The organism is Porphyromonas asaccharolytica DSM 20707, assembly GCF_000212375.1.
GTDB classification, from domain to species: Bacteria; Bacteroidota; Bacteroidia; order Bacteroidales; family Porphyromonadaceae; genus Porphyromonas; species Porphyromonas asaccharolytica.
In genome coordinates, this window is the sequence record NC_015501.1 from 1,871,995 (window position 1) to 1,885,939 (window position 13,945).

A 13,945-nucleotide genomic window follows, 5' to 3' on the forward strand; every position below is an offset into this window, starting at 1 on the left:
TCCCTCTCATCATGACATCTCCACAACTACAATACCACACCACTGCCCAGGGACTACGTATCGTCTACTACCCTATTCCCAGCCAGGTCACCTATATAGGCTACATGGTACAGACAGGCTCAGCTCAGGATCCGCAACCTTACCATGGACTGGCACACTGTACGGAGCACATGCTCTTTAAGGGGACGCATAAACGACACGCCCTACACCTAGTGAATCGTGTCGAGGCGGTGGGTGCTGATCTCAACGCTTTCACTACCAAGGAGGATACAACCCTACACATAACCATCCCCTCACGCTATGCGCTCAGGGCCGTTCATCTGCTCACAGATATCGTGCTCAACAGCTACATACCGACCGAAGAGCTGAGCAAGGAGCAGGAGGTGATCATTGAGGAGATAGCTAGCTACCTAGATGCTCCAAGTGAGCGGATATATGATGAGTTTGAGGAGCTACTCTTTAGCGGCACGCCGCTAGCGCACAATATACTAGGTTCTGAGCAATCAGTCAGGCGTATCTCCTCGACAGTCGTACGGCGCTTTATGGATCAGTACTACCGCCCTGACAATATGGTGCTGGGCATCTGGGGCAAGATAGACTTTGACAAAGCGGTGGAGATGATCGAGCATCTATACAGCGAGCCACGAGTAGCTGCAGGAGATCCATTTAAAGTGCCAAAGGTCAAACCCACGACCACTCCCGAGCGGCTCATCGCTAAGACGCACCACTACCGCACCAACCAGTGCCACTGCATCATAGGAACACATGCTCCGAGCCTGCACAATCGTGAGCGCTACGCTATGACGCTCTTCAACAACTTCATCGGAGGTCCCGCCATCTCTTCCCAGCTGAACCTTCATCTGCGTGAAGAGCTGGGACTGGTTTACAGTGTCGAGGCGAATTACACGCCCTACCTGAATGATGGCGTCTGGAACGTCTACCTCGGCACGGGTGGCGACACGCTACAACAAGCTGTGGAGGCAGTGCATCGCATCCTGGATCGCTACGTCACCACGCCTATGAGTATGGAGCAGCTAGCCATCAGTAAGCAGCAGATCGTGGGGCAGCTACTCCTCGCCAACGATCAGCACGATAGCGAGCTCATCACCATGCTCAAGAGCTACCTCTACTTCGGCAGAGTCAGTAGCGTCGCCGAGGTGGCAGAGCGCATACAGGCGATCACGCCTGAGGAGATCACCGAGACGGTCGGTCGCTACCTCACGAGAGCGCAGCGACATACGCTCATCTACAAGTAGCAGAGCGATAAAGAAAGCAGTTACGCTCACTGAGTTCAAAAGGAAGTAACCGTCAGGGGCTTTTTCATTACCTTTGTGAGCGAGATACAAGCACTGAGGCTCGTATGCTATGGCCTCAGTTTGTGAGACAACCCCCTACTCCTCTATGCTACTACGGATACTATACATTATATACATAGTCTTATTTGCGGCGCCCATCTATGCGGTGATAACCATCATCTTAGCACTTATTATGACGGTGGGATGCTTGCTAGGCTTTGGCAAGTTCTTTAGTTATTACCCAGGACTCATCTGGTCGTGGCTAGGACTGATACTATCCCTCTGTCCCGTCACCGTGCGAGGGCGTAAGAACTACGACAAGAAGTCTGGTCCCTATGTCGTCATGGCAAACCACCAGGGAGCCTACGACATCTTCCTTCTCTACGGCTTCCTCGGCATCCCCTTCAAGTGGGTGATGAAGGAGTCGCTGCGGCGTGTCCCCTTCGTGGGCAAAGCGTGTGAGGTTGCGGGCTTTATCTTTGTCAACGGACATAGCATACAGAACATCCGCAACTCACTAGACGAAGCTAAGCGTTCGCTCGGTGATGGCTACTCGATCTTTATATTTCCTGAGGGCAGTCGTACTCGCACGGGACGTATGCAGCCTTTGAAAAAGGGTGGCTTCGTGATCGCCGATGAGCTAGACATCCCGATCATCCCTGTCTCCATCTCGGGCTCCTATGGCGTGATGCGCGCAGGCTCGTTCCTACCCCACTGGCGTCGCCTCTATCTAGATATACACCCACCTATCCACCCTCGTGATTATCGCTCTTCCGATCAGCCGATGCAAGATCTACGCGAAGGGGTCTACCACACGATACAGCAAGGCATCCACGATGGCACAGAGCAACTCTAGTAGCAAGGCTCCTTACCGCATTCTCTTCGTCTGTCTAGGCAACATCTGTCGCTCGCCACTCGCAGAGGCTATTATGCGGCAACTCCTAGCCGAAGACCCCGCCAGCTCGTCTCAGATCGAAGTAGACTCGGCAGGCATCGGTGGATGGCATCAGGGAGAGCTAGCAGACCCACGTATGCGTGCCCATGCAGCACGGCGTGGCATCGAGATGACGCACCGTGCGAGGCAAATTAAGGATGGAGACTTTGAGACCTTTGACCAGATCATCGCTATGGACGATGGCAACTATGAGGCTCTGCGCGAGCTGGCTCCGACGCTAGAGCAGCAGAAGAAGGTCGTGCGTATGGCTGACTACCTAGAGCAGATGCCGTGGGATCACATTCCCGATCCATACTACGGAGGTGCGTCGGGCTTTGAGCTCGTCCTAGATCTACTCACTGAGGGGTGTACCAATTTATATCATCGTTACGAGACGCAGAGCGATAAGTAAGCGGGGGCAGCACTACTTTTCGTACTTTTGCGCTGGACTTATTACGACCTTGTTAACGAGCAATCTTTTATTCCGATGTTTCTTAAGATAAAAAGGCTTCTCTCCATCTGTGGGGGCTATCTGAAGCAGTTGTTGGGGCGTATGTGTAGTATGCCTACTCTCTTTACCTTCCTGACACTCCTGCAAGTGCTTATGGGGAGCTTAATGATACTGCACCTTCGCATGGAGATGCCTCTACTCCTTTGGCTGGGAGGCTATATCGCCGGCACTGCGATACTGATGACGCTCCCCGCCATCCTACCTAAACGATGGTGGCGCATCACTTGGACTAGCCTCATCGTACTGCTCTCGGCTGTACTATTTATATATGAGTACTATCTGCTCACCGAGCACGGCACGCTCCTGACGCAGACCGTCTTGCTACAGTACTACACGCCCTGGGCCGATGAGGTGTGTCGCTCGCTACTACCATGGAGTATGCCGATGCACACGCTACTGGAGGCCATCGGGTTGCTCTGTGGCATCAGCCTTGTGACCTGGTTAACCAACAAGGGCTGGGGACTACTCTTCATGATACTGCTACTACTTATCTCCGGTATACCGCATGCTACGCAGCTAAGCCCAATAGTGGCCGGAGGGATCTCCAATGAAGAGGCTTACACGCTCGCTCATGAGTACAATATGATGAGTCGTTACGTAGCTACCACGCTGGGAGTCTTTACCAATCAAAAGCGATACGACGAGATGGGGCAGAACTTATGGAAAAACACTCCGACCAACGTTCGCCTCATGCCTCAGCGTCAGCCGCACAATGTGGTGGTCATCATCGGCGAGTCTCTACGTCGCTTAGACATGCACTGCTACGGCTATCCGCTAGAGAATACGCCACGCCTAGACTCACTCGTCCAGGCTGGCTCACTAGTTCTCTACGATGATGTCGTCTGCCCTCAACCGAACACGCTCACCTCGCTGCGACGCGTCCTCACCATACGAGGAGAGGACGAGCAAGCACCTTGGGATGCCACGACGACACTCCCTATCACCTTCTCCTCTGCTGGCTACAAGACCTACTGGTGTAGCAATCAGGAGATGGCTGGAGACTGGATCGAAGAGGTGTCGCTCATAGCCTCCACGGCCGATAGCTCCTACTACACCGATGGGAGTACCTCTAGTGCCTTGCACTGGAAAGCTGGACGGGTCAAGCACGATGAACTCATCCTCCCGCATTTGATCGTCTACCGACAGACCAGCTCACCTAATGGGAGTCTTCTCGTCGTAGCGCATCTGATGGGGAGCCATGCCTCCTTTGCCGATAGATACCCCAACGATCGCTTTAGTCGCTTTACGGCTAAGGACGTAAAGCAGATAGAGCCTCGCCTCAGCTCAGGAGAGGCGCAAAACTCGGCTGAGTATATGAACTCAATCCTCTACAACGACTCCATCGTCTCCGAAATTATCAAATACTATAGCCAGAGCTCTTCCATCGTGATCTATTTCTCGGATCATGCTATCTCTCGCTATGACAATCCTAAGGCTCCTACTCAAGCAGCACACGGAGTCTGCGAGAGCGCTCTGCAGATACCCTTTATGGTCTACATGTCCGATCAGTTCGCTGCAGAGAATCCCGACGTCCTACTCGCCGTACAGCGTGCTCGGTACAAGCCCTTCATGACCGACCTCTTCACCTCTTCACTCATGGGACTTATGGGCATCGAGTCAAACTATACCATCCCCCGCTTACAGCTATGGAGTCTATCGTACGATGCGACCCGTCCTAGATGTATCAAGGGCTTTGGCTCTGAGGTTACCTTCTCACCTAAGCATCCAGATCAGCTATGAGAAAAGCACTCTTACACTACCTCCAGGGAGTCAAAGCAAGGATTCCACAGCTAGTATGGCTACTGATTGCGATGCTAGCGATTTTGACGCTCAATAACCTGGTCATCAGAGGCCTGCTCTCTAGGAGTGCCACTTATCTATCTAGAGAGAATCTCCCCCTACTATGGGACACCCTCTGGATGGCTACGTTACTCTACATCATCCCCACTCTGATCCCCCATCGCATCACACGTCGGGTGGTCCTCATCATCGAGCTGGTACTGATCAGTGCCATACATATCATGGATCTCTACCTCGTCAGTACCTATCAGATGCCTTACTGCGATGCGATCGCTATCCCGATCTTTGCGACCAACCCTGGAGAGGCTAGCGGTTTTTTCAAGTCGCTACGACTGGAGATGCCCTTTATGCTCATCGAGGGAGTCAAGCTCCTAGTGGCTATCTTCCTACCGCTCGGCATCTCTTGGCTCATAAGTCGTACCAAGCGTACTAAAGAGCAGCCCACCCCTTGGGACAAGCGCATCCAACGGTACAGCTCTACACTCCTCTTCATAGTAGTTCTCGTTGGCGCACACATACTCGGCATCAACTATCTGCGTCAGACGCGTATCGCTACCAGTGCAGGAGTCATACAGTACAATGCGCATGCACCTCTAGCTCGCCTTTACTTGAGCCATCGGGTGTTGCGTCATGATGCTAAGCGCTGTGCTCTTGACTATAGACCTCGGCAAGCGACTCCCCAAGAGGTAACCGTAGACTCACTCCTACCGCCGCACAATGTCGTGCTGGTCGTTGCTGAAAACATCTACCCGCATCTGATGCACTGCTACAATCCTATCGTCAATGACAATACACCTGTCATAGACTCGCTCCTACAGATGGGCTCTTTCATCAGGCTTGACAGCGTCTACAGTGCCTCTGACAATGCGGCTCTAGCTGCTGCCTGGACATTCTCCCTCTGTCCTAAGGATAGCCCTAACAGTTGGGACACTTATCCCTCTATCTATAGTATCTTTCGTGCAGCAGGCTACGACACCTATTGGCTAGACAACACCCCGCGCATAGCACGTGGACTAGATGTCTACCCACAGCTAGCAGCCGACTGCGACGACCACTTCTTTACCAATCTACGTGCAGATGATCAAGACTGGACCAGCAGAATTCCCTATGATGACGCGGTCCTTGACCAACTCAAGCAGCTAGAGAGTCAGTCTCGTCTCACAACCATTCATCTCTTGGGAGCTCGCAGTAACATCTGGTGGCGTATCCCCGAGGAGTTCTGTAAGTACAATCGCCTGTCGGCAAACATTGACATAGATCTATCGGGCGATGCTCTAGACCACCTGGCTCAATACTACAACGTCGTCTACTACCAGGACGACCTACTCAAGCAACTCATCGCACACTACCAAGACACCCCCACGATACTTATCTATTGCAGCCCTGTAGGGGCCTATAGTGAGTGGCACCCTTACTCAGGCGATCAGGTGGCTCCCGAGACTAGAGGTCAGGTGCCTATGCTACTATACCTCTCCCCTGCCATGCAGCGCATCTCTCCCACCCTACGAGATCAGTTGCTACAGCTTAATGCCGAGCGACACAACCTCAGCGACCTGCCCCAGCTACTGATGCGTCTCTCTGGCATCAAGGTATCCCTATCGTAGCAAAACACTCTCATAGTTCCTCGCCCATCACTGATATACTCTGAAGTCTAGAGTATGCTCCTACTCTTACAGACTTACAAATCTGTAGGACACAAAGTCCATAGTGCAAACCTTACAGCTCGGCTCGTAAGGTGCTTTGTCCTCAAAGTGGTACCTTTGCACTATAATAATAGACAAGCTATGATACACAGCAAAGATGAACGGCTGGAGGCTTTCTCCCGCCTACTGGATGTCCTTGACAATCTGCGCACGCACTGCCCGTGGGATCGCAAGCAAACGAATGAGTCGCTACGGGCTAACACCATCGAGGAGGTCTACGAACTGAGCGAGGCGCTAGAGCAAGGAGATACGAATGCTATCTCTAAGGAGCTAGGCGACGTGCTCCTGCATGTCCTTTTCTATGCGCGCATAGGGGACGAGCAGGGCAACTTTGACATTGTAGATGTGTGCAACAAGCTGTGCAACAAGCTCATCTTTCGCCACCCGCACATCTATGCTACCGAGGAGGTCGAAGATGCGGGGCAGGTGGTACAGCTCTGGGAGCAGGTGAAGCAAAAGGAGAAGGACGGCAATAAGTCGGTCCTCTCGGGCGTGCCGTCGGCTCTGCCTGCACTGATCAAGGCGTACCGCATACAGGACAAGGCGCGGGCCGTCGGCTTCGACTGGCAGGAGCGCGAGGAGGTTTGGGCGAAGGTGCGCGAAGAGCTGCAGGAGGTCGAGCAGGAGATGACCTCGGGCAGTGCTGACGACCTAGAGGCCGAGATAGGGGACTTGCTCTTTAGCATTGTCAATGCGGCTCGTCTCTATGGAGTGAATCCCGACAATGCCCTAGAGCGGACGAATCGTAAGTTTATCGACCGCTTTGAGTATATCGAGCGGACGGCTAAGACTCGTGGTCAGAGCATCACCGATCTCTCACTAGAGGAGATGGAGACGCTATGGAAGGAGGCCAAAAAGAGTACCAGCAAATAGTCTCGTCTAGCTATGATAGCATGTAGTCTCTCCGATCAAACCTGCCCACACTGCCATAATAGTAGCTATACCGAGCTGTGGGAGTGTGAGGACCACCTCGTCTCGCACGAGCACTATGCCATAGGACGCTGCAACGAATGTGGACTGCTACAGACCTTGACACCTCCTCCCGCAGAGGAGCTAGGGCACTACTACGACAGCTCCGACTATCTGAGCCATCAGACAGAGGGCCGGGGCGGTATGGCTCGCATCTATCGTGCGGTGAAGCGCTACCGCGTAGGACGGCGGGTTCGGACGGCTCGCAAGCTCTGTGCGACAGCTCCGCAGATGATGCTGGAGGTCGGGGCGGGCGTTGGAGCCTTTGCCCATGCTATGCAGGAGCATGGGTGCAAAGCGTATGTCGTGGAGCAGAGCAAAGCGGCACGGCAACTGTGCGCTCAGCAGATCCCTAGCGAGCAACTCTTTGCCACGACCCAAGAGTTTGTGGCACACCACTCCGAACTATTTGGTCAGCTAGACCTTATCTGTCTATGGCATAGCCTAGAGCATCTACCAGATCTTGCCGATCAACTAGAGATTTACCAACAGCTACTCAAGCCTGGGGGGACGCTCTGCATCGCTGTGCCTAATGCGCAGAGCTTTGACGCTAGCTACTACCGTGCACTCTGGGCTGCTTACGATGTGCCGCGTCACCTGTGGCACTTTACGCCACACTCTATGCGACAAACGGTTGAGGCGCACCACTTCACCTTAAAGAAGATTCGTCCGCAGCGACTAGATGTCTACTACATTGCACTGCTGAGCGAAAGCTACAAGCAGGGGGGACGTATCAACTTCATTACCTGGCTCAAAGCCTTTGGCGTCGGCTTTTCCTACCACATACGCTCCCTCTTTACCCCGATGAGAGCGAGTGCACTGCTCTACCACTTCGTCCGTCAGGCGTGATGAAGGCGAGACAGCTACTCGGGACGATCCTCCTACTGCTAGCCCCGATCCCCGTACTCTGCGCTAGCAACGTTGCGGAGCTGAGTGCGGACTCCCTGCGTCTGAGTGTGGGGGTAGAAGCAACGACCTTCTTTCGCAATAATGAGTACCACGCCGACTACCAGCTCGGCTATACGCTCCCCGGGTGGCAATTGGCTCCCACGGTGGCGCTCGAGCATCGCCAGGTGCGTCTCGTGGGGGGCGTATACAACCTCACTTTACTGGGTGCACAGCGCTATCCACGAGGTGGTTGGTACGACCACTTGCCGCACTGGAGCGGCGATCCTAAGAAGCAGGGGCGTGGTGTGCATCTACGTCCTATCCTCTCCTTACAATACAGGCCGAACGACCATATCACCGTCTCGATGGGGACACTCCTCGGAGCGCAGACAGTGGCACTACGAGGTGTCGCGTCCTCCACGGTCGATCAAGACGGGTCGCTCTCGCTCGTCTCACCGCTCTACGATCCTGAGTACAGCTTCACACGAGACCCCGCTCAGGGCGCAATGATTCAACTACGCTATCCTCGCTTTGCTCTAGAAGCTCTTGTGGATTGGCAAGGCTTTATTTTCCCTGGAGAAACTCATCAGGAGGCTTTTTCAGCCCTACTATCCACAGTTTATCGGCTCCACAGCAGCGATAGTTGGAAAACGCAACTAGAGTTGCAAGCTACGGCTCACCATCGGGCAGGAGAGATACAGCAGATGTCCCCTCCAGACACGCTACACACCTACTTAGCGGGAGCCACTGGGGTGACTACACAATATAAGTATGCAGCGCAGGGGACGGTCGAAGGCTCTCTGCACATCTTAGGCTCTTCGCTCCGTGACGGCAAGTCTGAGCCACCACTCGGATATGGCTTCTATGGTCGATTAGCTTGGCGACACAAGATGCTGCGACTAGCGACAGATGCCACTTACGGGCACCGCTACTATGCGCCCTACGGGGGACCGCTCCTAGCGTCCGCTCGTACAGCCGAGGAGCAGTGGCGACTAGGCCTTTATCCCGCCCTAGAAGTACCCATTCCCAGCTTCGGAGCATTGCGCCTAGAGGGTGCGCTCTGGTGGAGTCAGCGTACCGCCACACGGAGCCAGCTGAGCCACATGATCTCCCTGACACTCACCTTTTGCAACAACTGGACAATCCTTTAGCGATGCGCTCTAGAGTGGCGCAAAAGTTGTAGCTTTGTATGCGAGGTGAGGAGAGATCCTTGCCACGAAGAACTATGTATCATACTATAAGATAGCATAATGGACAAAAAACTAGAAGCGGCTGCGAGAGCCTATCATGCGCTTCCACAGCCTGGTAAGATAGAGGTGCGACCCACTAAGTCGCACAATACACAGCAGGATCTGACGCTTGCTTACAGCCCTGGCGTGGCTGTGCCTTGTAAAGATATAGAGGCTGATCCTGAGCGTGCTTACGACTACACCTCCAAGGGTAATCTCGTTGCGGTTATCTCCAACGGCACCGCCGTCTTAGGACTGGGCAACATCGGTGCTATGGCAGGCAAGCCGGTGATGGAGGGCAAGGGACTGCTCTTCAAGATCTATGCGGGTATCGATGTCTTTGACCTAGAGGTCGACGAGAAGGACCCCAAGAAGTTTGTCGAGATCGTTCGCTCGCTGGCACCCACCTTCGGCGGTATCAACCTCGAGGACATCAAGGCCCCCGAGTGCTTTGAGATTGAGGAGGAACTGAAGGCTACGCTTGACATTCCCGTCATGCACGATGATCAGCACGGCACCGCCATCATCTCCGCTGCGGGTATGCTCAATGCACTTAAGATCGTCGGCAAGAAGATCGAAGAGACTAAGATCGTAGTCAGTGGCGCAGGAGCCTCAGCACAGTCCTGCACCAAGCTTTATATAGCACTGGGAGCTAAGCGGGAGAACATTGTGATGATCGACTCCAAGGGGGTCATTCGCACCGATCGCCCCAACCTAGATGAACGCAAAGCTTTCTTTGCGACCAGTCGTGAGGGTATCTACACACTGGCCGATGCGATTGAAGGGGCTGACCTTTTCCTCGGACTATCACAGCCTGGTGTGCTAACGCCTGAGATGGTGCAGAAGATGGCACCCAATCCGATTGTCTTTGCGCTAGCCAATCCAGAGCCTGAGATCAGGTATGAGGATGCAAAAGCGGCACGCCCTGACGTACTTATGGCTACGGGCCGGTCGGACTATCCAAATCAGATCAATAATGTGATCGGCTTCCCCTATATCTTCAGAGGGGCACTCGATGTGCGTGCCACGGCGATCAATGAGGAGATGAAGATGGCTGCCACAATAGCAATCGCAGACCTAGCGCAGGAGCCTGTCCCCGATGAAGTCTCTAGTGCCTACGGACACATGCCGCTGCACTTCGGCCCTGACTACTTTATCCCGAAGCCTGTGGACCCACGCCTCATCACGAGGGTCTCGATGGCCGTGGCTCGTGCAGCTATCCGTACGGGTGTAGCGCGTCGTGAGATTACCGACTGGGAGGCTTACGAGCAGTCGCTGCTGATGCGCACGGGAGGTATGAGTCACCTGCTACGTCGTATCCACGAGGCTGCGCAAAAGTCGCCCAAGCGTATGGTCTACGCTGCGGGTGAGAACCCACTCGTGCTGCGTGCTGCTGCTGAGGTGGCTCAGCTGGGCATCGCTCATCCTATCGTGCTGGGTGACCCCGTGGTCATCCGAGAGCTTGCCAAGGAGCATGACTTGGATCTCTCCACGATCGAAATTATCAATCAGCATGACGAGCAGTGGAAGGCTAAGCGTGAGGAGTATGCCCGCCGCTACACAGAGCAAAACTGGCGCAAGGGCGGTATCCTGAGTGAAGCTAAGGACAAGATGTTTGGCCCGAACTACTTCGGCATGATGATGGTACAGTGCGGCGATGCCGACAGCTTGATCACAGGTATTTACTCAAACTATGCCTACCTCTCCAATGTGGCTCGTGATACGGTGGGTATAGCACCAGGTCACCAGCACTTTGCCACGATGCACCTCGTGATGATGAAGAGTGGACCTCTCTTCCTGGCTGATACGCTGATCAATCAAAACCTCAAGGCTGAGACACTGGTGGACATTGCGCTCCTGGCTGCCGAAAAGGTACGCTGCTTTGGCATCAAGCCGGTCATTGCTATGGTTAGCTTCTCAGACTTTGGCAGCACCGATGCCGAGTCCTCGGTGGAGGCACGCAAGGCGGTGGAGATCCTGCACAGAGACTACCCGCATATTGTGGTGGACGGTGAGATGCAGCTACAGACTGCGCTCAACTACCAGCGACGCGATGAGGAGTTCCCGAACAATCGCATCAAGGGTGAGCCAGCCAATGTGCTCATCTTCCCCCGTCTCTCGGCTGCGAATGCGTGCTATCAGCTGCTCAAGCACCTAGACATAGCGGAGGATGTGATCGGTCCTATCCAGATCGGACTGGCTAAGCCGATCTACTTCGCCGACCACGATGCAGACGTCAAGGACATCGTCAATATCACAGCGATGGCTTCGCTAGACTCGAACTCCTGCTTCGTCTAGTCCGTCGCGCCATACGACAATAAGAGGGAGATCCACCAGATGGTGGGTCTCCCTTTTTAGTTTCCGACGTGAGAAACTTCAGTTTCCTAGGTATGAAACGCCTCGTCCCTAGGGAGGGACGTTGTCTTTCCACGGGAGGAAACTCTAGCTTTATCAGACCAATCGCAAGATTGGGTGGAAGAGGAAGACAAAAAAGAGGAGACTTAACCGCATTTAATCAGCGATTAAGTCTCCTCCTCGTGGTGCTGCGTCTGACTTCCGTCAGGGTGGAATGGTTGAGAGCGGGGCTGGGCTAGTATTGTCGCTCGCCAAAGATGGCGGTGCCGATGCGGACGATCGTAGAGCCGGCCTCTACGGCTAGGGGCCAGTCACTGCTCATACCCATGGAGAGCTCATCCCACGAGATCTCGGGGTAGCGCTCACGTAGCTCCGTCTGTAGGGCACGTAGCGTGTCAAACTCGTGACGTATCTGCTCTTTGTCTGCCGTCAGCGTCGCCATACCCATCAAGCCGCAGATGGTGATGCGCTCCCGCCACTCGGGAGTCGCTAGGTAGTGGTCTACGAGTGCTAGGAGCTCCGTGTGGTCTAGTCCGCTCTTGCTCTCCTCCTGTGCTATCTTGTACTGCAGGAGGATGCGCAGCTGGCGGTCGAAGCGGTTCGCCTGCTTGACGATCTCCTGGAGGAGAGCCTCGGAGTCGACGCTCTCGATGAGGGAGACGTAGGGGACGATGTACTTGACCTTGTTGCGCTGGAGTGTGCCGATGAAGTGCCACTGAATGTCTTCGGGGAGCTGGGGAGCCTTTTCGGCAAGCTCTTGTGCTCGGTTTTCGCCAAAGAGTCGCTGACCGGCTTCGTAAGCCTCACGGACGGACTCTACGGGGTGAAACTTGGAGACTGCCACCAGCTGCACCTGCTCTGGTATCTGACTCCGGATCTCTGCTAGACGCTCTGCGATCATGATGTGTGGGGGAAAAATGAGGATTGGTACAATACAAAAAGAGACTGCTACCTGTCTCTCGGTAACAGTCTCGGAATAGGAATGGGCTACTCGTTGGGCTTAGAGAAGTCTATCGGCCACGCATCCATAATGATAGTCTCGGTGATGGAGGCTATCTCGTAGGGTGAGAGGGTCGTGGACATCTCCTTTTCCAGGCGATTGAGGGCGTTGGGCAGGCTGTCGCTCTGCACGATCATAGCTGCTGCGGTGCGCTTCTCGATGCCTTTGGCTTCGTCTAGAGAGATGAAGTTGACCTTGCAGCGATAGAAGCGGTCGTCCTCGGGGTGATCAGAGAGGAAGAGCTCAGCGAGCTTGATCCGCTTGATCGTATTGATGATGAGTTCGCCTAGAGAGGTAAAGGGCGTGAGCTCCTTGGTGAGTCTCTCTTCTATCTCCGTATAGGTGTCGCCCTGAACGAGATACCCCTCGGAGGTACGCTTGGGCGTTCCGTTGTCGACCATCTTCTCGTAGGTCACCTTGCATTCAAACCAATTGGCCATATAGTTGCTATTCGTCTAAAAAATGAATTGATGTGGGCAAAGGTACGGATTTATTGAGATGCACGAAAGAGCCAAAGTCTCGGAGATCACTCCTGCATGAGGTCACGTAGGAGCACCTTGAGACGTACGAGTGAGGGCTTGACGAGGAGATAAGAGGTCGTCGCTCCGATAGTTACACCGATGAGCGGAGCCTTGCGACCGATCCAGGCGGTGACGCCACCCTTGGCGGAGAGGACCAAGAGACGCTTCGAAATCTCTACAATGACCTTGTCGATGGGAGAACGGTCACCTACGTAGGGCATAGGCGTTATGGAGACCTGACCTCGATACGAGCGAGAAGCACTACGAAGCAACGCATCAGCCTCTCGTATGCCTAGCATACTGCCCATCATAAAGGTGATACGTGCTTTGGTCTCTGTCGTTACGGCTCCATAGGAGTAGAAGTCGTCCCAGCCGTAGAGATAAGCGAGTTTCTGTATGAGGAGGACCAGATTGACACTGTACTGCGCTAACTCTGTCGGTATGCCGACCCATGTAGCTATACAGCCGGTGAGACTGCTACCTGCCGAGCCCATAGCTAGGAGTTCGGTGTGACGACTTATCTCCTGATTGGCTATATGGTTCAGGACTTTGACCGAGAGGAAGCGGTGGGGAGGCTCCGTGGCGAGCTGCTCTAGCTCTGAGATAGAGAGAAAGGGGTAGAGCGTGTCGGTGAGCCACTCGACACGATTGATCTGCGCCATATTGGACCCGAGGATAAGGTCTAGGAGGCGATCCCAAGCTTTGGAAGATAGTGACATGGTTCTGTGGATATAAAGAGG

The 13,945-nt window shown here is 54.1% G+C and carries 12 protein-coding genes; 9 read left to right on the top strand and 3 right to left on the bottom strand.

The genetic code is table 11. The features are described from left to right. The first annotated feature begins 11 nt into the window (after window positions 1–11). From PORAS_RS07280 to PORAS_RS07320, 9 genes are all read left to right on the top strand, one after another. Window positions 12–1,256: a M16 family metallopeptidase gene (locus tag PORAS_RS07280; RefSeq protein WP_013760754.1), complete on the top strand. Its 1,245-nt coding sequence runs from the start codon at window positions 12–14 to the stop codon at window positions 1,254–1,256. 145 nt (window positions 1,257–1,401) lie between these two features. After that, window positions 1,402–2,151: a lysophospholipid acyltransferase family protein gene (locus tag PORAS_RS07285; RefSeq protein ID WP_245528017.1), complete on the top strand. Its 750-nt coding sequence runs from the start codon at window positions 1,402–1,404 to the stop codon at window positions 2,149–2,151. Beyond that, window positions 2,132–2,641 (top strand): low molecular weight protein-tyrosine-phosphatase, encoded by a 510-nt coding sequence (locus tag PORAS_RS07290; RefSeq protein ID WP_004331215.1) that lies wholly within the window; start codon window positions 2,132–2,134, stop codon window positions 2,639–2,641. The genes PORAS_RS07285 and PORAS_RS07290 overlap by 20 nt, the downstream gene beginning before the upstream one ends. Window positions 2,642–2,791: 150 nt before the next feature. Then, a complete protein-coding gene (locus PORAS_RS07295; protein ID WP_245528018.1) occupies window positions 2,792–4,480 on the top strand; it encodes a phosphoethanolamine transferase in 1,689 nt (562 codons plus the stop codon). Beyond that, window positions 4,477–6,144 (top strand): sulfatase-like hydrolase/transferase, encoded by a 1,668-nt coding sequence (locus PORAS_RS07300; RefSeq protein WP_013760757.1) that lies wholly within the window; start codon window positions 4,477–4,479, stop codon window positions 6,142–6,144. The genes PORAS_RS07295 and PORAS_RS07300 overlap by 4 nt, the downstream gene beginning before the upstream one ends. A 180-nt stretch (window positions 6,145–6,324) precedes the next feature. Further along, window positions 6,325–7,116, top strand: coding sequence for a nucleoside triphosphate pyrophosphohydrolase (mazG, locus tag PORAS_RS07305; protein ID WP_044211435.1), 792 nt, complete (start codon window positions 6,325–6,327; stop codon window positions 7,114–7,116). 12 nt (window positions 7,117–7,128) lie between these two features. After that, window positions 7,129–8,061, top strand: coding sequence for a methyltransferase domain-containing protein (locus tag PORAS_RS07310; RefSeq protein ID WP_013760759.1), 933 nt, complete (start codon window positions 7,129–7,131; stop codon window positions 8,059–8,061). After that, complete coding sequence (locus tag PORAS_RS07315) at window positions 8,061–9,251, top strand: hypothetical protein (RefSeq protein ID WP_013760760.1); 1,191 nt, start codon at window positions 8,061–8,063, stop codon at window positions 9,249–9,251. Before PORAS_RS07310 ends, PORAS_RS07315 begins: the two co-directional genes overlap by 1 nt. A 99-nt stretch (window positions 9,252–9,350) precedes the next feature. Then, complete coding sequence (locus PORAS_RS07320; protein WP_013760761.1) at window positions 9,351–11,627, top strand: NADP-dependent malic enzyme; 2,277 nt, start codon at window positions 9,351–9,353, stop codon at window positions 11,625–11,627. 292 nt (window positions 11,628–11,919) lie between these two features. Here the strand turns inward: PORAS_RS07320 and PORAS_RS07325 are convergent, their stop codons facing one another. The 3 genes from PORAS_RS07325 to PORAS_RS07335 all read right to left on the bottom strand — a co-directional run bounded on the left by PORAS_RS07325 (window position 11,920) and on the right by PORAS_RS07335 (window position 13,924). Continuing rightward, window positions 11,920–12,585 carry a YggS family pyridoxal phosphate-dependent enzyme gene (locus PORAS_RS07325; protein WP_013760762.1) on the bottom strand — a complete coding sequence of 222 codons (666 nt, stop codon included), beginning with the start codon at window positions 12,583–12,585 and terminating at the stop codon, window positions 11,920–11,922. 86 nt (window positions 12,586–12,671) lie between these two features. Then, window positions 12,672–13,124: a DUF4494 domain-containing protein gene (locus PORAS_RS07330; protein WP_004331207.1), complete on the bottom strand. Its 453-nt coding sequence runs from the start codon at window positions 13,122–13,124 to the stop codon at window positions 12,672–12,674. 86 nt (window positions 13,125–13,210) lie between these two features. Continuing rightward, the gene (locus PORAS_RS07335) at window positions 13,211–13,924 is read right to left on the bottom strand and encodes a hypothetical protein (protein WP_004331248.1); all 714 of its coding nucleotides are present in this window, start codon (window positions 13,922–13,924) and stop codon (window positions 13,211–13,213) included. Window positions 13,925–13,945: the final 21 nt, after the last annotated feature.